Consider the following 22,016-nt stretch of genomic DNA (forward strand, 5'->3'; position numbering starts at 1 on the left):
AGCCTTACACTTTACGAAGCCGAACGCATCGCACCTTGCGACACATGGGTCGGTTGCAGCTTGAACACGTAGAACAACACCGTCAGCAGCACCAGGAACGCCGGCCCCACATACAGCGCCACGCGGGTGTCCGGGAAGTACGCCATCAGGCCGACCACCAGCACCAAAAATGCCAGCGCAAGATAGGAGCTGACCGGGTACAGCCACATCTTGTATTTCAAGCCGGCACGCTCGCTGGCGCTCAGTCCTTTACGGAATTTGAGCTGGGCCAGCAGGATCATCACCCAGGTCCAGATCGCGCCGAAGGTGGCAATCGCGGTGACCCAGACGAAGACTTTTTCAGGCACCAGGTAGTTGAGCAACACACCCAGCAGCAATGCCCCCATCGACAGCAGCAAGGCGCGACGCGGTACACCGTTGCTCGACGTCTTGGCGAAACCGGCCGGGGCCTGGCCATTCTGCGCCAGGCTGTAGAGCATGCGCCCGGTGCTGAAAATGCCGCCATTGCAGGACGACAGCGCGGCAGTGATCACCACAAAGTTGATGATGCCAGCGGCGGTCTTGATACCCAGACGCTCAAAAGTCATCACAAACGGACTGCCCTGGGTGCCGATTTCGTTCCACGGGTAGATCGACAGGATCACGAACAACGCGCCGACGTAGAACAGCAAAATCCGCCAGAACACCGAGCCGATGGCATCCGGGATGGTCTTCTGCGGATTTTTTGCTTCACCGGCGGTCAGGCCGATCATCTCGACGCCGAGGTAGGCGAACATGACCATTTGCAGGGACATCAACACGCCTTGCACGCCATTGGGCATGAAGCCGCCATGGGCCCAGAGATTGGAAATCCCCAGCGCCACCCCATCGTTGCCAAAGCCGAACGCGATCACGCCGATGCCACCGATGACCATCGCAACGATGGTGACGATCTTGATCAGGGCGAACCAGAATTCGAATTCACCGAAGGCTTTTACGGCGATCAGGTTGATGGTGCCCATGCTGATCAACGCTGACAGCGCCCAGATCCAGCGCGGCACATCGGGGAACCAGACGCCCATGTACACCGCCACCGCCGTGATTTCCGCGACGCAGGTCACCAGCCACAGGAACCAATAGTTCCAACCGGTGAGGAAGCCCGCCAAGGGGCCAAGGTAGTCTTGGGCATAACGGCTGAACGAGCCGGCGACCGGGTTGTGCACCGCCATCTCACCGAGGGCGCGCATGATCACCAGGATCGCCAGACCGCCGATGATGTACGACAGCATGATAGCCGGGCCGGCCATTTCGATGGCCTTGGCCGATCCGAGAAACAGACCGACGCCGATACAGGCACCGAGTGCCATCAAGCGAATATGCCGTTCGCCGAGTTCGCGTTTAAGCGGGCCGCCTTGAGCGGTGTCGCCGTGGGGCAGGTGATTGCCGACTGGCATAGGGGACATCCTCATCTTGTTATTGGATACACCCACCGAGTGTCGAAGCGCTGACCGATAAGCCATTGCTTGCCTGAAACCGGCCTGCTTTGTGGGCAAAACCGTCCTGTAGGACAAAACCTTCAGGATCAGCGGGACGCGCAGTATAAAAAGCTTTTCGAAGGCGTTTTCACTCTATAAATAGAAAAATACAGCCACAACTCTCGGCAAAACCCCTGTTTATGGAGAGGCTTTAACTGGCTAAAGGTGATTTCACTCGCTATTGAAAACGGCGCCGAGTATTGCACAGCATGGGTGCATCGTCATGCCCTGACCTTCGTAGTGTTTCCATCTTGAAGCGTCTAGTCCAAGCATTTCAGCGCCGGTCACTTCCCCAGAAGCTAAAGGATTCATTGTGGCGAGGCGGCTTGTCGGAACGCCGCACCATCCCGCTCGGCTGCGCAGCAGTCGTAAAATCGGCAACAAAGGTGTGCCTGATATCTGGGACTGCTACGCAGTCCATCGGGGGCAAGCTCCCTCGCCACAAAAGTCAGTGCACATTGAAAAATTCTACGCTCACAATTTTTTCACCATCGCCAACCACCGACTAAGCTTCAGTCAAGTCCGATAAATCTGCGTAAATGGATCAATCGACTATGGGCGCTTTGTGGCAAACCGATACGAGTAAAACTGTGGTCCCGACTGAACCTGTGGATGAAGCGCCATCACCTGAAAAACCCCGTAGCAGCCGTGTCAAACACGGCTGGAAGGCGTTTTGGTTGCTGCTGCTCATCATCCTGATCGTCGTGGGACTCGCAGCTGCCAAAGAAATGCGCACGTCGAAGTTTCAGGCGCGGGAAGTCAGCAAATTTGCTGCGTCCCTGAGCTACACCCTGGAACCGGGCCCCAGCGACGCCATTCGTTACCCTGGCGCCGGGCCTTTCGATTTGCGTCTGGGCTACAGCTCACTGAATGAGTTCCTGCCCCGGTTACTCAAGCGCGACTACGTGATTTCAGCCCAAACCCGCTTCTCTCCAAAGCTGATGGACTACAGCGCCAAAGGTCTTTTCGTGCCCTATTCGGAGAAAATCCAGGCCGGCCTGTCAATCACCGATTGCCGCGCGTTACCGCTGTACCAGTTCAAGTATCCACAACAGCTTTATTCAAGCTTTGAATCGATTCCGCCGGTGGTGGTCAACAGCCTGTTGTTCATCGAGAACCGCTTTCTGCTCGACCCCAAACAACCCTTGGCCAACCCCGCCGTGGACTGGCCACGCTTTGGCATGGCCGCGTGGTCGCAGGTGGCCAAACTGATGCACCTGCCGGGCCAGTCGGCGGGCGGAAGCACCTTGGCGACACAGCTTGAAAAATATCGACACTCACCCGATGGCCTGACGGTGTCGGGCGCGGAAAAGATCCGGCAGATGATTTCCGCCACCGTGCGTGCCTATCAGGCCGGTCCGCAAACCCTTGAGGCGCGGCAAAATGTGGTTCGCGACTACCTCAACAGCGTGCCGCTCTCTGCCGTGCCCGGTCACGGTGAAGTGCATGGCATGGCCGAAGGGTTGCGCGTCTGGTACGGCGCCGACTTCAATAAGGCCAACGAGACGCTCGCCAGCACCGACACGGACCCAAAGACCATGGCCGCGAAAGGTTTGGCCCTGCGTGAAGTGCTCTCGTTGATGATTGCCCAGCGCCGCCCTTCTCATTACCTGACCAAGGGCCGTGACGAACTGGTCGATCTCACCGACAGCCACATTCGGCTGCTGGCACAGAACAACGTGATTGATGCGCCCCTCGCGGCGGCGGCACTGGCCAGCAAGGTCACTTATCGCGACTGGCAGACCCAGCCGACCATTCAGCCGATCGAAACCAACAAAGGCATCAGCGTGGCGCGCAGCCGCCTGGGCGGGTTGCTCAATCGTCCGCTGTACGACCTTGATCGCCTCGACCTGTCTGCCACCAGCACCCTGCAAGGCGACCTGCAATCCAAGGCCACCGAGTACCTCAAGCATCTGGCCGATCCGGCGTTTGCCACGCAGATCGGCTTGATGGGCGAACGCCTGCTCACCCCCACCAGTACCACCCAGGTGCGCTACAGCTTCACCCTGTTTGAACTGACACCGGACGGCGCGCGCGTGCGGATTCAGACCGACAGCACCGACCAGCCGTTCGACATCAACGAAGGCAGCAAGCTGGAATTGGGCTCCACTGCAAAAATGCGCGTGCTCACCACCTACCTGCAAATCATCGCCGAGTTGCACGATAAATATGCCGGGCTGACCGTCCCTGAACTGAAAAAACTCGACGTCCCTGACCAGGACCGCCTGAGCCGCTGGGCCGTCGATTACCTGATCCAGAACACCGACCGCAACCTGCCGGCCATGCTCGGCGCGGCGTTGGATCGCAAATACTCGGCCAGCCCCGGCGAAGCGTTTTTCACCGGGGGCGGGTTGCACGTTTTCCATAACTTTCGCAAGGAAGACAACGGCCGCATACCGACCTTGCGCGATGCCCTGCGCGAATCCATCAACCTGCCGTTCATTCGGCTGATGCGCGACCTGGTGCGTTACGCCACGTATTCCGGCCCCAACAGCAGTGCAGAACTGCTCAAGGACGACCGCGACCCTCGGCGTCAGGAATACCTGGCCAATTTTGCCGACCGCGAAGGCACCTCGTTCTTGCTGAAGTTCTGGAAGAAGTACAAAAACAAAGACACCCAGGCGCGGCTCGACACCTTCCTCGACAGCCTGCGCCCGACGCCGATTCGCTTGGCGGCGATTCACCGATATCTGCTGCCGCAGGCCAGTCAGGAAAGCTTCAATACGTTCGTGCGCTCGCACCTCAAAGGCACCAAAGTCACTGAAAAAGTCACCGACGAACGCCTCCAGCGGCTCTACGAAAACTACAGCCCCGGAGCCTACGACCTGCCGGATCAGGGCTTCATCGCCAAGGTTCACCCACTGGACCTGTGGCTGATGGGCTACCTGTTGAACAACCCCGACGCCAAGTGGGGCCAGATCGTAAAAGCCAGTCAGTTCGAGCGTCAGGAAGTCTATAGCTGGCTGTTCAAAAGCCGTCACAAGGGCGCCCGTGACAGCCGCATTCGCACCATGCTCGAGATCGAGGCGTTCCTTGACATTCACCAGCGCTGGCAGCAAGTCGGCTACCCGTTTGATCACCTGGTGCCGTCGCTGGCCACCGCCATTGGCAGCTCAGGTGACCGCCCGGCGGCGCTGGGCGAGTTGATCGGCACCATTCTCAACGATGGCGTACGCATGCCGACACTGCGCATCGACACGCTGCATTTCGCGGCGAACACACCGTACGAAACCAAATTGATCAATGATCCGGACGTTGGAAAACGAGTGATGCCCTCCGAAGTTGCTGCAGCGATGCGCGAAGCCCTGTCGCAAGTGGTGGATGCCGGTACAGCAAAACGTGTTTCCGGCAGTTTCACCCTCCCCAATGGTAAGCCGTTAGCCATGGGCGGCAAGACCGGCACCGGCGACAACCGCATTGCAGCCATTGGTTCCGGCGGGCGGGTCATCAGCTCGAAATCCCTCAATCGCACGGCGACTTTCGTGTTCTACATCGGCGATCACCATTTCGGCACCCTCACCGCCTTCGTGCCGGGTCGCTCGGCCGAAACGTTTACGTTCACTTCAGCGCTACCGGTGCAAGTGCTCAAGGGCATGGCGCCGATTCTGACGCCGTACTTGCAACCCGCCAGCAACACCGGTTGCCTGCCGATTGAAGTGGTGCGGCGTTAACAGAACCGGCCGTGTGCGCAGGTGGTACATAATTATTTTCGACATTGATAATTTCAATATTTTTTCAAGGACGAACTCTGACTTAACAGCAGTTATTCAAACTTTAACTTTTAGCGATGAAAGGTAGGCTGGAAGCTCCTATCAACGCTCAAGGTTTATTAGAACAATGCCTGACTTACAAGGACGTATATCCGCAGATCAAGATCCGGACACACTTGGCGACAGTGGCCGTCACTACGCGTTTATCAAGAGCCGCATCCCTCTCGTGTTCAAAAGCTCATCACTCATAAGAGCCAGGGAACTAAGTGCCGCGCGAATAAGCCCCGCGAGTTGGATAACAACCGCCTCACCGTACGATCACAGCCAGTTACAAGATGCCAATCTGAAACTGTGGACCGAACACAACAGCATCGACCGGCTGCTTGATAAGTTGCAGAATGTTTATGAGTTTGCCGAACCCTTATTGAGGGCCGCACTCAAGAAACACTATGGCGTCGAGGACGACGTCAAAACAACATTCCTGCATCTTTATTTACCCAAGCAACAGCCGTGGTACGTCATAGACATTTCAAAAGGTGTTGTCACCCGAACTGTTTCTCTGCTGGACGCCGCACTGCACAACTTCGCACGCTCTGAAACCTGCGAAGCCGATTCGGATTTCATCAGCCAACCCGATGAACGTGGGCTGTTCGACATCAAACCAATCAAACGCAAGATGTCCATCGCCCAGTTCCAGACCCTGTGTCGCGAACTGGACATTGGCGCCAAATACACTGAACACCTTGAAAGCGTGTTGTTGTCGGGTGATGCCGTTGCCAAAACCGTCTTGCAGAGGAAGGTGGTCAATAGCCAGAAAGCCGCGTTCAAAGCCGCGGCGCAACTGGCGGTGATGACCGGCGATATCGCCCCCTACACCCGGGATGTAGTGATGGGGATGCTCGATGGCCGGCAACACCTCCGGCTCAAAGGCAAGACCCAACGGTTTCACCAACTTTCAATGCTGGACACGGCGTTGACCGGCATCGTCCTGATCGCCCCGGATCTGGACCGGACATGGCAGGCCGAGCAAGTGATTGCCTATGTGCCGCAAGACCCCGAACATCCGCTGAAGGCGTACCCGTCGCTCCCTGACTTCCTGAACGAGTTGATCCGCCAACTGCGGGAAAACAAACTCATCGAATCGAGCGGTATGACCTATCGCCAATTCTTCAGTCAATTCGTCCCTCATCAACAACGCGGACTATTTTTCGCCGAACTCGAACAGAATCTGACTGAGATTCAGTGGCACAAAAAAGAGCCGCTGGATCAGCGTCCGCCATGGCGCGAGGAGCCGGTGCCTCACCCCAGGCTGCATTTTCAAACCGAGATGATCATCGGTGATGTGTGGACACATCTCTATCAGCAAAAACTCAACAAGATTCTCAACGATGCCAGATCTATTGCCGTGTCCACCGCCGATACGGACAGCAATGCTCGCTGGGCCTGGTGGGATAACTTCAAGAAAATCATCTCTGACATTTTCAACGTTGCGTTGATGGTCATTACGCCGTTCGTGCCGTTCCTGGGCGAGTTAATGATGGCCTACACCGCCTATCAACTCGCCAACGACGTGATCGAATCCATCGTGGACCTGGCCGAAGGGTTATGGATTGAAGCCGCCGAACATATCGTCGGGGTGGTGACCGATGTCGTTCAGCTGGCGGCCTTGGCCGCCGGTCAGGAGATTGCCCAATTGGCTCGTCTGAAGCTTTCGCCGTTGATCGAAGGCATGAAACCGGTGGAACTCCCCAGCGGCCAGTCCCGCCTGTGGCATCCCGACCTCAAACCCTACGAACTGCCGGACTTCACGTTGCCGGCTGACTCCCGACCCAATGAGCAGGGCCTGCATTCACACCAGGGCCAGGACATTTTGCCGTTGGATAAAAAACAATACGCCGTGCAACAAGAGCCGAAAACAGGCAACTATCGCGTCAAGCACCCTCACCGCACCGACACCTATTTACCCGAGTTGAAACACAACGGTCGCGGTACCTGGACTCATGAAGCCGAGAACCCGCGAACCTGGGAAAGCCCGACACTGATGCGTCGTCTTGGGCATGCCGTGGACGGTTTGAGCGACGCGGAACTGGAGCGGACTCGCGTCGCCAGCGGCACCGAGGACAATGCACTACGCCGGATGTACATGGACAACAGTGCGCCGCCACCGCTGCTGGATGACAGCCTCAAGCGTTTGAAAATCCAGCGACAGACCGAACAGGCGATTGAACGCATCCGTAGCGGTCTGCCCCTCGATCCATCCTCTTATTGGTTCGAGCCGCTGGCGACCTACTTGGAGGGTTGGCCTTCGGACAAGACGCTGAAAGTGTTCGAAGACGCTGGCATGACAGGACCCTTCCGCCAATACGGCAATACCGAGGCGACGAACGAACAAACCCTCAGCACCAGCCTTCCCCATGTCTTGAGCGGCGAACTGCCGCAACGCCTCGTCGACTTCCTGAGTGAAGAAGAACTTCAGGCCCTGCTCGGCCCGGGAATCGCCAAGGGTGAGCGAGTGCAGTCCCTGCGTAATCGATTGGCTGACGAGGCAGACCGCCTCAAGGCGGACATCTTCACTCAGCTGTACCAGGCGGGGGAAACCTCGTATGACCCGCACGTTCAACTACTTCGCTACGCGTTCCCGGAACTGCCGACCCGCGCCGCACAGACACTGCTGAGCAGCGCCAGTGAGAGTGAGCTTGCGCGCATGACCCAAGAACAGCGCCTGCCGTTACGTCTGAAAAACCAGGCCCGCGAAGCGGCATTCGAGGCACGAACCAGCCATGCCTATGAGGGCTTTCATGACGATGCGCTGTTGACTCCGGATACCGAAAGCCTGGTCCTGAACACGCTCAGGCTACACACCGACACCCTCGGTGATTTGCGCATCGAAATCCATGACGGCAGCTATGACGGGCCACTGCGGTGCAGTGTCGGCGCAGAGGAGGCTTCGAGTGTCCGGCTGTTGGTCAGGGATGAGTTCGCAGGCTACGAGGTACGCGACGGCGCAAACAATAAACTGCAGGAAGCCGGCGATTTTTATGAGTCGATCCTCCACGCATTGTCAGCGGCCAAACGAGCGCAATGGGGCTACCGCGACGGCCAGGGACCGCTGTTCAAACAATGGGTGATGGCAAAAACCGAGACACCCGCCGAGCGTCGAACCGCGCTCGCCGCGCCGCCAATCCGTCCCGTCCCGGACCCCGAGAATGTGTTGCTGTTGCGCGGCCCGGTCATTTCCAGAACCGGCGCGACCCCGACGGAAAGGGTGCAGGATATTTACCCTCACCTGAACGAAAGGGAGGTCAGCACGTTTGTCCGCTCCCTGGGTGCACAAGACGAAGCCCTTAAGACCCTCGAACGACTTGACCGCGACCTCGACAAGCTGCGTGTGGCGCTGAACAAATGGCGGTATCAGCAACCTGAGGCCTGGGGCCCGGATCGACAGGGATTTGTAAACGGTGGCGGATTACACATTTCCGAGCGGCTCATGCAATGTTTCGAAAGAAAAGCGACCGTATTCGGCGAGCGCAGTACCACCCTCGAAGGGGGTTATGCGCTGGACCTGTCGACGGAGTTCAACCGTTATGATCTGGAGCGGTGGTGGAAAGAACTGCCCGATCTCAAGTACTACCTCGACCAGGTCAGCACTCTGAATCTGGACCGCACGAGCTTTTCCGCAAGCTCCACCGGCCTGCTGAAAGACTTCCCGCACCTTCGGCAACTGAGCGCCAGGCGCTGCCAGCTGACTCAGTTGCCAGACGGTATCGGCAAGATGCATTTCCTTCAAACCCTGCGCCTGATGAACAACCGGATCCGGTTGACAGCGTCCTCGGTCGAGCAACTGCGACACCTGACCCGCATGGAAACACTCAGGCTCGATGACAACCCGCAGTTGGGAATGCTGCCCAATGTGGAGCGAATGTCCAAGCTGAGAATTCTGAGTTTGAGCAACACCGGCGCAACCACCTGGCCTGAAGGCCTCTTCAAGAAACATCGCCCGCGAGGCTTTCTCCTGGACCTGCAGGAAAACCCGCTCAGCAACATACCGACAGTCATCCCAGGTTCCGATCATGCGCGCATCGTGGCGCGTACGCGGCTTTTCGCGACGTCTCTCTCGGACGCCAACCGCATCGCCTATGAAGACTACCGAAGGTCGGTGGGACTGAGCCCCACTCAACCCTATTCCCCCGCTGCCGCGCACGCGATCAATCAATGGCCGATGTCGGATGACTCCCATTGGTGGAGCAACGGTGCCGTCGGGCTGGGTACTTTCAGGCAAGAGGCGTGGCACGATGTGCTGACCGAGCCCGGTTCCGCAGGGTTCTTCACCTTGATCCACAAGCTGACGCTGTCGGCCGATTACCGGGCCGGGGGCGAATTGCGCGAGCAACTCAGTGGGCGGGTCTGGCGAATGATCGAAGCCATCGATCTGGACAGCGACCTGCGCAAAGACTTGTTCGAAATGGCCACCACGCCCACCACCTGCGCCGATGCGGGTGCCCAGGTCTTCAATAACATGGGGATCAAAGTCCTCGTCTCCGAGGCCCAAGCCTTGTCGACCTCCGCCGACGTTCTTGAAAACAAACTGGTGACCCTGGCAAAAGGCGCCGCTCGTCTGACGCGGGTGGATGACATCGCGCGTGCCGATTTCGGCAGCCGACCGGGCAACCCGGATGAGGTTGAGGTGTACCTGGCTTACGAGACAGGCCTTGCGCAACGCCTCGGTTTGCCGTGGCAATCGGAAACGATGCTGTATCAACCCACGGCCGGGGTGAGCGCCAAGACCCTCGATACGGCCTTTGACACCGTTATTGCGATGGAGGAAGGCGACGGACTGCTCAATGGAATGCTCGATCACCCCTTCTGGGAGAAATACCTGCGGGACACTTACCCGAGAGAGTTCAGTGCCAACGCAAGGTTATACGATGGCAAGACCGGCCTCCTTCAGGATCTACGCTCGGCGCAACATACCTGGGTACGATCCCACGGCGCCTCAATGATGCAAAGACGCCTGTTCCGGCAGCGGTTGGTGGACCTCGCCGGGCAACTCGATGTCCCGCAGAGCGCAGTGTTCACCGGGGCCGAAATGACCGACGATTTTTATGACACGATGATCGTCGACATCGCTTATGCCGAAAAAGAACTGGCCAGGCGGTTGACCCGAGCGGCGCTGCAAAAAGCCGGGCAGTAAAAAGCAGCCCTGAAGGCGATTGTTTGAACAGCCCTCAGGGCCTTGGCTTCAAACCGGGAGCCACGAGGTTCTCACCCCACTTCCGAGTCCCAGATCACGGTGATATTCCCGGCATAGTTGGCCGCTACACCGGGCTGCAACATGTAACTCACGTAATAGGAGGAAATTTCGAAGTGCAGAACACCGGGAGCCCGATCCACGTAGAACCCGGGCTTGAACGCTTGCGCATTCACCTGACCGATGTGCAAAGGTTGGCGCTTGACCGGTTGCCCGGTCAGGTCAGTCAAGCCATGGGGCAGGCTGACACTGAGCTGTACCGTGGCTGCGCGTTGTGAAACGGGGTCGCGAATCATGCAATCGACCAGCCCGGGAATTTCGCACTCCACTTGCATCTTGAAGCGCGACGACGCCGAAATATTGAAGGTCTGATCACGGAACAGCCGCACCGGTTTGCGCCCTTGTTGCAACCAGTTTTGCCAGCCGCCGGCTGGCACCAACTGAACCTTGTCGCCGCCGGGGGGGATTTCGACTTTCAGGGTATGTTCGACAAGCAAGGAGAAGTTAAGGGTAATCAAATCGTCATCGGGCAACATCACATCGCCCATGTCGAAGTCTTTGTTGGGCCCCACGGAGTAGTTCAATACCCCTCTGTAAGTGCCCGCACTCATTTGCAGAGGATTGGGCGTTATGAGCTGATATGAAAATCCTGCGTCCTGGTAGGCGAACGCAAGGTCCTCAGGGATGGGCTTCTGAGCTTGCTTGGCACAGCTCCCCGCGTTTTCCGGGACTAACCAGAAAAAAGCAAAATAACGAGAATTCCCATAACCCACACCGCCGTAACCGCAAGGCGGTGGCGCATATTGCCAAGGACTCACCCAAACGCCCTCTGGCAGTGGATCCTTGATCGTATAGGCCGCGCCGATTCCGTTGACACGAATTCTAACCACCTCCGACTCACCGGTCTGGTCATGGACTACAGGAACATCCTTCCAGTAGGACGGCACCCGAAACATCGGCCCCTGACGCTCACCATGCAGTGGTTCGATAGCCGAAGCCGACCTGAACCGGATCGGCAGCGCGAGGCTGAAGACACCGTTCTTGCAATACTCCGGATGATCGCCGCAATAACCACCCTGCGGTGTCGTGTTCTCGAAAGCATTCTGCATGGGATTGGACGGATCAGGCCGGAACACGGCGGTCATCTCCACGGTGGCGGCCGAGGCCGGCGCCGTAAACACACCTGACAGCATGCCTGCCAAAACCCAGGAGCCTGGGGATTTCAATGTCCTTATTGCCTTCATGACTCAACCACTCCTTGCCAAATTTTTATCGCCGACCTTCGTCCACGCACTAGATATCCGAATCCCAGATCACCGTGACCCTGGCCCTGTATTGTCGGGACTGCCCCGGTTCGATCATGTAGGCCATGGCCTCCGGCGGCACTTCAAAGTGCAACGTTCCGGGTTTGCGGTCCACATAGAAACCGGGCTGAAACATCAAGTCCTCTTTCCAGGTTAACAACCGACGGCTGACGGGTTGCCCACCCGCGTCGGTCAAACCGTGGGGTAGACTTACGCTTACTCGCAATGGCGCCCTATTATCCTCAGTGACGGTATCTCGCAATCCGCAACCGTCACCATTGTAAAGAGAACATTCCAGCTTCATTTTGAACCGCGAACTGGCCGAGATATTGAACGTCTGGTCCCTGAACAAACGCGTCGGTTTGCGTCCTTGTGTCAGCCAGGACTGCCAACCGCCCTGAGGGACCAGCTCAACCTGATTGCCACCCGGCGGCACCTCGACCTTGAGGGTGTGTTGCACGTCCAGCGTGAAGTTCAAGCTCAGGGTCGAACTATTGGGCACCATCACATCCCCCATATCAAAGTCACTGTTGGGGCCGACGGTGTACGTCAGGCTGCCACGGTACTTTCCCGAAGACATGCCCAGCGGATTCGGCGTCACCAGTTCATAGGCAAAGTCGAGATGCTCGTAGCGCAGCCAGGGTACATTGAACTTCGCCTGTTTTTGACAGATGCCGTCAGTCGGCGTTTTCCAGAAAAACCGATACGTCGTGTTCGAGTACGCGCCAACGCCACTGTATTGGCAAGGCGATGGCGCGTTTACCCAACTCAGCCCCCATAACTGATTGTGGGCTAATCGATAATCGTCGCCTCCCCCTCCCACCAGGCTGATCACATCCTCAGTCTCATATCTCGAGCCCACCCCTACAATACGAACTTTTACAGTCTCCGGTTCACCCGTGGACTCATGAATGACCGTCAACTCTCGCCACAGCACCGGAGCTTTGATCATCGCCCCTTGGCGGACATCTCCATGGTCGGCTGCAATCGGTGCACTGGAGTCGAACTGAATCGGCACTTGCAGACTGAACATCCGGTTATTCGTGCATTGCCCGGGATAAATGGCGCAGTAACCGCTGGAAGGCGTGTCATTCTTGAATTGATTGAGCTGCGGATAGGCCGAGTCCGGTTTGAACGAGGCTTGAATCGACACCTCCTGACCCCAGGCCGAAGACCAGAAAGTGCCGAGTAAAAGCCCTACCCCCACGCAGCAACGCACACTTCGATTGAACGCGGTTGAACAGTTCATCCTTTATTGCCTCGTAGAGTCAGGCGATCACATCCGGCCTCAAGCACCCGGCAGTACCGCGTTGAAGATCAGGTTGACGCTGCCAAAATAACTACCGGGCTTGTAAACCCCATCGCCGGGCGGCACGGGCACGATTTCCAGCAGGACGCGTTTGCCCGGTGCCGCTTCGGTCAATGACACCACTTCGGTGTTTTCCCGCTCATTCAACAACGTGCCGTTGAACAACACGCGCAGGCCAATGTCATGGGCATCGGTACCGTTGGACAGATACGGCCGACCCTCCAGCCGGGCTTCGATGGAGCCTGCTTCATTCTTGACATCGAAATGTTTGCGCAAGCTGCCCAGTGTCGACGCCGTCAAATTCCACGGCAGTTGTTGCTCCCGATGAATCCAGCCAGGGTCCGCCGGAATGACGTAAAAAGCCTGGGTCGGAATCGTCACGAACACTTCGAACTGATGCACCTCTCTGGCGGCAAAAGCGCAGCTGCTTGCCCACGCGGCAGCGGCCGACAACAGCACGACGGTCAGTTTCTTGAACATGGGTTATCCCTTCACATCGAGCTTTTTGCTGCGCTCGCCTTCAACCAGGGTGAAACGGTATTCACGACCGGCCTGCTTCTCGAACTGAAAAGTCCGCCCGGCCAGAATGTGATGTTTGGTGGTGGGCTGGCAGTCCTGTTCGTTTTTGATCGAGCAGTCCTTGAACTCATCGATCACCACCACCGTGTTGCCGTTGTTGCGGATCACATAGTTGCCCGCGCCGTTTTCGATCACGCTGTCAAAACGTGTCTCCTTGGGCCGCACAAAAAACACCGCACCGTAACCGGCGAGCACGGTGACCCCGGCCGACAGCGCTTTCTTGTAGTCCTCGCGCTCTTCGCTGGAGACCGCAAATTCATCTTCTTTTTCCGGCACCACCGGGACGAAACGCACCCGAAAATAGCGCTCTTTGTCACGCTCACCCATGTACAGCAGGCGCGTGCCTTGCATGCCATTGGCCGGCACGATCAACCGTGCCGGGCTGGCCATCAAGCCATCGCGAGCACTGCCGTCGGCTTGGGTCTTGAGCGGCACTTCCTGTGAGGTGCCGTCGGCGGCATAGAGGATCTCGAGAATGTTGACCTTGACGAATGCGGTGCTGTCGCCGCCGTTGAACACGCGCTTCAGATAGGTACTTTTGTCCCCGTCCAGGTAGTCATAAACGGTGCCGATATTAATGCTCGGGGCAGCATGTGCCGCAGTGGTGAACAAGCAATAACCAAACAGTGCCAACAGGCGCTTCATAGTCCTTTACCTCGTAGATCAATCACGTTTGAACCGGGTCATCAACCTTCCGACCGGGCCATAAAATTTGCGTCCGCCAACGTATCCGGCGTGCACCGAAGATCACCGATCATCAGCACGTTGTTTTCAGTGCGCCCCAGGCTCGGGTCGAGGCGGAATTGGCACAGCAGCTGATTGCCGTGACGCACTTCCAGGGTCGGTGAACCCGCGTTCATTTCCATGGAGAAGAAACCGTCCACTTCGCTCACGCCACGACTGGCATGGTTGATGATGTGATGGCCCTTGAGCGGGTTGCCCTGAGAGTCGATCAGGCGACCGAGCACGGTGAGGGTTCTCATGACCTTGATCTGGCGATACTCCACGCCGCCCTTGTTCAAGTGATAACTGGAACGAGCCGGCTGGATGGTCGCTGCGGGGACATGGTTACCTTCGAAATCGAAACTGACGGAGCTGCTTTTGTAGGCCGTGATCGGTAAGAAGTTGCGCCCCGGTTTGAGGATCGCACTGCCGCCACTCAAATCGTCGGCACGCAGAGCGATGTCTTCGATATCCGATTCCACATCGATGATCATGCCCGCGCCGTTGCGGTGGTACTGGCTGGTCACGACCATCTTCCGCGCGCCGACGGCCACGGTGCTGTCCAGGTTCAGGCCACCGGTGAAGTCATTGCTGAACGATGAGCGTTGAATGAAACCATCGCCGTTGACCAGGTCCGATTGCATCGTTGCCATCGTATTCAAGCCGATGCCGTAGATATCGGTAATGGCCGTGGCGGACACGCTTTGCAGAATGTGATCCTGCAAGTCTTTGCGGTAAGTGACCGAGGCGTTGTTATCCCGGCCGCCCTCACGAGCGGTTCGCGAGCCGATGCTGCCGGAGATCTGTTCACCGGGACCGCCCAAGGCAATGTTGACGCTCAGGTCGACACCACGGTTGCGCTCGTCATCCGAACTGATGCTGCCCGGCCGATCGAACAGTGACAATCGCCAATTGGCATCGCTGCCAAACAGCCGGGTCCGCTGGGTCCATCCCAGATCCACCCCGGTGCCATTGGTGTTGCCCTCACTGTAGGAGACCCGCGCATTGACCGAGCTTTTGCTGGTCAGTCGATGGTTGATCGACAACGAAGAGTTACTGGTTTGCCCGATAAACACGTTGGGCTGCCGTACCCGCGTGCCATCGGGCAGGGTGTCATACAGTTTTGTGGTGTCGAGCCAGCTGCGGTTATAGCTGGCGACAAGGCTGCCGCTGCCATAAGAGTAGAGCCCCTGCACGTCGAGACCGGTGCCGTAATCTTCGGTCTGGTAGACGTTGGCATACAGGCTGGCGTTATTGACGATGGCCCAGTCCACCGATGTGCCGAGTTGCAGGCTATCGCGCACCTGCCGGCCGGTCAGGCCGAGGATCACTCGCGGGTGCAACAGGTAGTTGAACGCGGCACCGGCGGTCATGTCGCCATCGTCGGGTTGATCCCAGTTGCTGAGCAATCCGGATTCACGCCCGGCGAACAGGTTGTAGCGCCAGCGTTCGTCGTGGTTGCGCCAGTTGCTGGGTTTGTAGATCAGTTCCTGGGTGCTGGACGTGATCTGGCCGTCTTCGATCAGGCGTACTTCCACTTCGTATATTCCGCCCGGCAGCGGACGGGTATCGAGGGTCTGCAAACCGGCGGGCACCGCTTGGGTATTGATCATCAAACCGTCGCGATAAATCTCCACCGACCCTTGCCGATTGGCGGTGACGTAAATCGGATAGACCGCCGCTTTCGGGTTGTTGACCGCCAGGCTGTCGGAGCTGCCATACATCACGCCCAAAGCCGTATCGGGGCTGGTGCCAAAGGTGCGCGGCTGGCGGGACAGGCCCTCGGATGAGGGGGTGAAATAACCCAGGCGCAGGAAATCGCCTTCCAGTTCGCGCTGGGTATAAAGCTCGTTCACAGCGTGGTAGAGCGTGTTATCCAGGCCGCCCAGCCGGGACCACTGAACATTGACCGCTTGGGTCCAATTACCCAGGCTGCTGCTGGCCTCCAGACCATAGCGCCCGCCGAGGTCCTGGCCCTGGCCGCCGTTAAGGTTCAACTGGTTGCGCACGATCAATCCAGTGCTGCCTCCCTCAGGCAGGTTGTAATAGCGTTGCACCTGATCGTCACGCTCAGCGTTTTGCGTGAGAATCGAGACCAATGAGTTTTCAAGGCTGTAATGCACGGCCAGCAATTGCTCGGGGCATTTGGCCTCGCATTTGCCGAGGGCCACGCCTTGTTTCAGATAGCTCGACCAAATGTCTCGCTCACTGGGTTTGAACTGGCTGTCGCTGACATCCGTGAAGTCAACGAGGGTAATGCGATCATCGCGCGTTAACACGACCATCGCCTCACCGAGAAACTGGCTATCAAGTTCCACGCGCACCGCCAGCGGCACATCAAAGAAGTGCTCTTCAAACTCGGTTGGCAAACCCTTGGCTTGCGCCAACAGACTTCGAGGGGTATACGCGTTATCTGCTGGTGCGGCCAAAGCGGTTGCGCAACAAAGCAGGGCAAGCGCCGTCGCGATGGGAGTCATCGGGAACATGAACGAAATACTCTGAATATAAACACGTTAAAACCCGATCGACAGGCAGAAGTTGCCTGTCGACCGGCAAGCGTTATCAAATAAGGCCAGGCCTTAGTTCATAACCGTATTACTGGGTAATACGTGGGATAGCGTCGAATATCACCACCGGGGTGGCGGTGTACAAACCATTCTGGCTGTCGGATGGCTTGGCGGCGGCGATCACCAGGTCCGCCTGCATGCCGCCGTTGGACTCGGTGTCGCCTACCACTTCCTGCGAAACGCCTGTCAGGGTTGTGCCGTTGAAGGTGTAGGTCAGCGGGATGGTGTTGGCACCGTTGGACAACGGCTGTGGTCCGCCTTCAACATAAGCGCCGACCGAACCGTTGGTGTGCTGAACGTCGTAAGTCGCACGCACTGGCGTCAATGTACCCGCACCCAGCACGTAGGCCATTCTTTCATCTTTACCAAAGTCAGGATTGCGAGGCTGAGCGTGGAAAACCTTGCTTGGGATGGTGGCGCTGATGTTGATGGTGGTGCGCGCTTCTTCCGCAGCGAACGCCATAGAAGTGCTCAGTGCCAGGAGGGTCATCGGGACGGCGATTGCAAACTTATTGAACATTGTTGAGTACCTGTCTTTTCAAAGGATTGGGCCGAAAAAGTCTGAACAAGCCAGTACGGCTCATCGCGTTCTGGCTTAACTTTCGACGCCAGAGAATGATCGGCCAATTGCCCGAGAAAGTAAGTACGTAAGTTCCGAAGAACATGTAGTAAGAATGGCTTTTGAATAGAAGGAAAAAAGTCAGAAAAACAAAAAATTAATTGTTTTACCCTCAGACAGATACTACACACAGTTTCAATTAAAAAAGCACACAGGCAATATCCAATCAAACTTCCGTCAGAACAATACTACTGACCACGCAATAACAAGCCAATGATAATCAGCAGCAACTTACAATTAGTTTAATTACTCTAAAATAGCAAACTTCGTATCACTCTCGACGGTCGTGTGCCTGCCAGCGCATGCCATCCTGCTCCGTGGACCGTTCGTCCTGGTGTCTTGCTTTCTCGCAAAGATATATCTTAAGTTGTATCTAAAGACCACGAGAGAAGACGAAAAATGAGAGACCATCATTCCCATCGAGAGCACAGCGACAGCCGTGACGGCTTCGAAAAACGCCCAAGCCCCGGCCGTGAACGCGGTGGACGCGGACCACGAGTGTTCGCCACCGGCGATCTGAAACTGCTGCTGTTGGCGCTGATCGCCGAGCAGCCCTGCCATGGCTACGACCTGATTCGCCAGATCGAAAGCATGTTCGACGGTGCCTACAGCCCCAGCCCCGGTGTGATCTACCCGACCCTGACCTTTCTTGAAGAAAGCGAAATGATTTTGGGCGACGCCGAGGGCGGGAAAAAACGCTACAGCGTCACCGACGCCGGGCGCCTGTCGCTGACCGAACAAGCCATTGCGCTGGACGGCGTGCGCATGCGCATCGAGGTCAGCAAGCGCTCGCTGCGCGGTCATGACCGCCCGCCCGAGATCCACGAGGCTGTGCACAACTTGCGCCACGCCTTGCAGATGCATCACGGCCGCTGGAGCCCGGAAGAAATCCTGCGGGTGCGCGACCTGCTCAACAACACTGCAAAAGCCATCGTCGATGGTCCTGCCGTTCAACCTGCTCAGGAGAAAACCGAATGACTGAAGTGATCGTGCAATCCATCCACCGAGTCATGCATGAGATCAAACGCCGTCGCCTGGAAGTGTTGCGCGTGGTCGACCTGACGCCGCGTATGCGCCGGATCACCTTGGGCGGGCCGGAGCTGGCCGGCTTCGTCAGCCTTGGCACCGACGACCACGTCAAACTGCTGTTCCCGCAGAACGCAGCGGAGCAAGCGGCACTGGAAACGCTGGTATTCGGTGCCGGCAAAGACAACGGGCCGACGCCGGCGATGCGCGATTACACACCGCGTCGCTACGACCTCGACACCCTGGAACTGGACATTGATTTCGTGTTGCACGGCGACGGCCCTGCCTCAACCTGGGCCGAGCAAGCCAGGCCCGGCCAGTACCTGCACATCGGTGGGCCACGCGGCTCGATGATCGTGCCGGACATGTTCGACAGCTACCTGCTGATCGGCGACGAAACCGCCCTGCCCGCCATCGCCCGTCGCCTCGAAGGCCTCGCGGCGAATCGCCGAGCGCTGGTGATTGTGGAAGTGGAAAACGGTGCCGAACAGCAACGCCTGGAAAGCGCCGCACAGGTCGATGTGATCTGGGTACTGCGCGAAGGGAGCAAAGACAATCTGCTGACCACCGTCAAGCAACTGCAAGTGCCCAGCGGCAATCTATATGCGTGGGTGGCGACCGAGAGCAAGGTGTCGCGGCAGATCCGTCGGGTATTGCTCGATGAGCACGGCCTGAATGAGCAGTTCGTCAAAGCCGTCGGCTACTGGCGGCTGGATGACAGTGACGAGGAGTAACTAAAGGTTGCCAACGTTCCTGTGGCGAGGAAGCTTGCTCCCTCGCCACAGTTCAGATTCACTTTCGACCCTGCCATCTGTCGAGCCCGATCACCATCAGCGCAACCACCACAAACCCCGCCAACAATCCCCCCGCATTCACAAACACCTGTGGATAACCCAACTTGTCGACATCAATGAACGGATAGGGATAAACCGCCAGCTGATGCCCGCGCCACAACACAAACGTGAAGTACACCAGCGGATAAATGACCCACAGGCCAATGTGCCGCAGCCGTAACGTGCCTTTGGGCACACACACCCACCAATACGCCAGAAACAGCAGCGGCGTGATGTCGTGCATCAATTCGTCAGCCAGAAATTGCCAGCCTTCGGGATGCCATAAATGTCGCAGCAACACGCTGTACGCCAGCCCCACCACGGCGATGCTCACGGCAATCGCGCTGCTGACCCACGGCTGTAAAAACCAGCGTCGCGCCGCTGACTCGCGGGACGTCCACTCACAGGTCAGTACCGTCGCCACCAGTGTGTTGGTCAGCACGGTGAAATAACTGAAAAAGCTTACCAGCCCACCTATGAGACTGGCTTCCAGAGTCCAGCGTGAATAGAGAATCAGGTACAGCTGAATGGCCAGTCCCGACCAGCCCAGCAGCGCCGCAACGGCAACAAAACGACGCCTCGCAGCCGAGCCCGGCATGTTCAGACCGGTCGCTTGGTGCGCATCAATTTGACGTACAAGCGCTCGACCTTCTCCCGGGCCCACGGGGTTTTGCGCAGGAATGTCAGGCTCGACTTGACGCTCGGGTCGCTCTTGAAGCAGCGGATATCAATGCGCTCGGCCAGCCCCGACCATTCGTAATGTTCAACCAGGGCGTTGAGGATCTGTTCCAGCGTCACGCCGTGCAGCGGGTTGTTGTTCTGTTCGGTCATGCAGGGCCTTCGAGCGGTGTAAGGAGTGGGAAGCCGCGCACCTTAGCCGAGGGTGTGATCGGGTGGAAGCGCTGTGTGCGCTATCTCTAACTGTAGGTGACCTTGATAAGACTGCCGCCCGCCACTGTTACCAAATCCGAAAGGGTCCATGTCAGTAAAAGCTCTTTCTCTATTTGTAACAGAACATTATCCTTGCGCCCGCCAAGCTGAAACGCTTCCGCCTACTGCTTTATGCCTGCTGCAATCCGTTTATTTCCTAGAAAAAAGACCCCGAATTTCTTCTCTATGCCTTACTTTCAAACTTCGCGAGACAGCGCTGTCTTCACGCCTGTTGCCAGCCGAAAAGCCCTGAACCTGATCGGAGGGTTCACCGCGTTGGGCCTCGCCACCGGCACCCAGGCGGCTCCCGCCTTCGATAGCAGTTCACCGTGGATGCTCGACGACTGGAACGGCACGCGCACCGAACTTTCGGAAAAAGGCTACGACTTCAACGTCGATTACACCGGCGAAACGGGCAGCAATCTGCACGGCGGCTACGACCATGACCGCACCGCACGTTACAGCGATCAGTTCGCCTTCGGCACGCACCTGGACTTGCAGAAAATCCTCGGTTGGGACGACGCCGAATTTCAGCTGACCCTCACCGAGCGCAACGGCAATAACATCAGCAACGATCGGATCAACGATCCGCGTGTGGGCGGCTTTACTTCGGCTCAGGAAGTCTGGGGGCGTGGGCAAACCTGGCGCCTGACGCAGATGTGGTATCAGCAGAAATTCTTCGATCAGCAACTCGACATCAAGGTCGGTCGCTTCGGTGAAGGCGAAGACTTCAACAGCTTCCCCTGCGACTTCCAGAACCTGGCGTTCTGCGGCTCGCAAGTCGGCAACTGGGTCGGTGGCATCTGGTACAACTGGCCCGTCAGCCAGTGGGCGATGCGCGTCAAATATCACCTCACGCCGCAGTTGTACGCGCAGGTCGGCGCCTATGAGCAAAACCCGTCGAACCTGGATCGCGGCAACGGCTTCAAGCTCAGTGGCAGCGGCACCCAGGGTGCGATTTTGCCAGTGGAACTGGTGTGGTCGCCCAAGGTTCATGACCTGCCGGGCGAATACCGCGTCGGCTATTACTACAGCAGCGCCAATGCCAGCGATGTCTACAAGGACAGCAATGGCCAGCCCGCCGCCCTGAGTGGCGAGGCGTATCGCAGTGCATCGAGCAAGCATGGCGAGTGGCTGGTTATTCAGCAGCAAGTGACCAGCATCGCCAGCGATCACTCCCGTGGTTTGAACGTGTTTGCCAACGTCACGATGCACGACAAGAAGACCAACGCCATCGACAACTACGTCCAGGCCGGCGTGGTCTACAAAGGCTTGTTCGATGCGCGCGCCAAAGACGACATCGGTTTCGCCCTGGCCCGGGTTCACGTCAACCCGGCGTACCGCAAAAACGCCGAAGCGACCAATCAGGCGCACGCCGCTTACGACTACGACGACCCGTCGTTCCTGCCACCGCAAGACACCGAATACAGCGCCGAACTCTACTACGGCGTGCACGTCACAAACTGGCTGACCGTGCGCCCGAACTTGCAATACATCCGCCACCCCGCAGGCGTAGACCAGGTCGACGACGCGCTGATTGGCGGGATCAAGATCCAGTCGTCGTTCTAACCGACACCACAAAACCTGTAGGAGCAGAGCTTGCTCGCGATGACGGAGTGTCAGTTGACATTGATGCTGCCTGACACACCGCCAT

14 protein-coding genes are annotated in these 22,016 nt (G+C 57.7%); 5 read left to right on the forward strand and 9 right to left on the reverse strand.

Translation table 11 applies throughout. The annotated features are described in order from the left end of the window. Positions 1-11: 11 nt before the first annotated feature. Entirely contained in the window at positions 12-1,433 is a 1,422-nt protein-coding gene (locus ACA048_RS23825) for an amino acid permease (RefSeq protein WP_497626553.1), read from the reverse strand. A 635-nt stretch (positions 1,434-2,068) separates the two neighbouring features. Between ACA048_RS23825 and ACA048_RS23830 the strand changes: the two genes are divergently transcribed. Both ACA048_RS23830 and ACA048_RS23835 read left to right on the forward strand, forming a co-directional pair. Continuing rightward, the gene (locus tag ACA048_RS23830; RefSeq protein ID WP_497626554.1) at positions 2,069-5,185 is read left to right on the forward strand and encodes a transglycosylase domain-containing protein; all 3,117 of its coding nucleotides are present in this window, start codon (positions 2,069-2,071) and stop codon (positions 5,183-5,185) included. Positions 5,186-5,351: 166 nt separating this feature from the next. Further along, complete coding sequence (locus ACA048_RS23835) at positions 5,352-10,415, forward strand: NEL-type E3 ubiquitin ligase domain-containing protein (protein WP_497626555.1); 5,064 nt, start codon at positions 5,352-5,354, stop codon at positions 10,413-10,415. Positions 10,416-10,486: 71 nt separating this feature from the next. On the opposite strand, the gene ACA048_RS23840 is transcribed toward ACA048_RS23835, so the two are convergent. The 6 genes from ACA048_RS23840 to ACA048_RS23865 form a co-directional block, all read right to left on the reverse strand. Continuing rightward, entirely contained in the window at positions 10,487-11,716 is a 1,230-nt protein-coding gene (locus tag ACA048_RS23840) for a hypothetical protein (RefSeq protein WP_497626556.1), read from the reverse strand. A gap of 49 nt (positions 11,717-11,765) precedes the next feature. Further along, complete coding sequence (locus ACA048_RS23845) at positions 11,766-13,025, reverse strand: hypothetical protein (protein WP_497626557.1); 1,260 nt, start codon at positions 13,023-13,025, stop codon at positions 11,766-11,768. A gap of 39 nt (positions 13,026-13,064) precedes the next feature. Further along, positions 13,065-13,565, reverse strand: coding sequence for a CS1 type fimbrial major subunit (locus ACA048_RS23850; protein ID WP_497626558.1), 501 nt, complete (start codon positions 13,563-13,565; stop codon positions 13,065-13,067). A 3-nt stretch (positions 13,566-13,568) separates the two neighbouring features. After that, positions 13,569-14,309, reverse strand: coding sequence for a molecular chaperone (locus ACA048_RS23855; protein ID WP_497626559.1), 741 nt, complete (start codon positions 14,307-14,309; stop codon positions 13,569-13,571). A gap of 41 nt (positions 14,310-14,350) precedes the next feature. Continuing rightward, the gene (locus ACA048_RS23860; protein ID WP_497626560.1) at positions 14,351-16,873 is read right to left on the reverse strand and encodes a TcfC E-set like domain-containing protein; all 2,523 of its coding nucleotides are present in this window, start codon (positions 16,871-16,873) and stop codon (positions 14,351-14,353) included. A 109-nt stretch (positions 16,874-16,982) separates the two neighbouring features. Then, entirely contained in the window at positions 16,983-17,474 is a 492-nt protein-coding gene (locus ACA048_RS23865; RefSeq protein WP_497626561.1) for a CS1 type fimbrial major subunit, read from the reverse strand. Between the two features lie 498 nt (positions 17,475-17,972). Here ACA048_RS23865 and ACA048_RS23870 point away from each other — a divergent pair, with 498 nt between their 5' ends. Beyond that, positions 17,973-18,551: a PadR family transcriptional regulator gene (locus tag ACA048_RS23870; RefSeq protein WP_497626562.1), complete on the forward strand. Its 579-nt coding sequence runs from the start codon at positions 17,973-17,975 to the stop codon at positions 18,549-18,551. After that, positions 18,548-19,333, forward strand: coding sequence for a siderophore-interacting protein (locus ACA048_RS23875; RefSeq protein ID WP_497626563.1), 786 nt, complete (start codon positions 18,548-18,550; stop codon positions 19,331-19,333). Before ACA048_RS23870 ends, ACA048_RS23875 begins: the two co-directional genes overlap by 4 nt. Before the next feature lie 58 nt (positions 19,334-19,391). Here the strand turns inward: ACA048_RS23875 and ACA048_RS23880 are convergent, their stop codons facing one another. Continuing rightward, positions 19,392-20,030 (reverse strand): Pr6Pr family membrane protein, encoded by a 639-nt coding sequence (locus ACA048_RS23880; RefSeq protein ID WP_497626564.1) that lies wholly within the window; start codon positions 20,028-20,030, stop codon positions 19,392-19,394. Between the two features lie 2 nt (positions 20,031-20,032). Beyond that, entirely contained in the window at positions 20,033-20,263 is a 231-nt protein-coding gene (locus ACA048_RS23885; RefSeq protein ID WP_497626565.1) for a VF530 family protein, read from the reverse strand. A gap of 285 nt (positions 20,264-20,548) precedes the next feature. Here ACA048_RS23885 and ACA048_RS23890 point away from each other — a divergent pair, with 285 nt between their 5' ends. Further along, positions 20,549-21,931: a carbohydrate porin gene (locus ACA048_RS23890; RefSeq protein ID WP_497626566.1), complete on the forward strand. Its 1,383-nt coding sequence runs from the start codon at positions 20,549-20,551 to the stop codon at positions 21,929-21,931. Positions 21,932-22,016 lie beyond the last annotated feature (85 nt).

The sequence above is a fragment of the Pseudomonas sp. LBUM1659 genome (genome assembly GCF_059716045.1).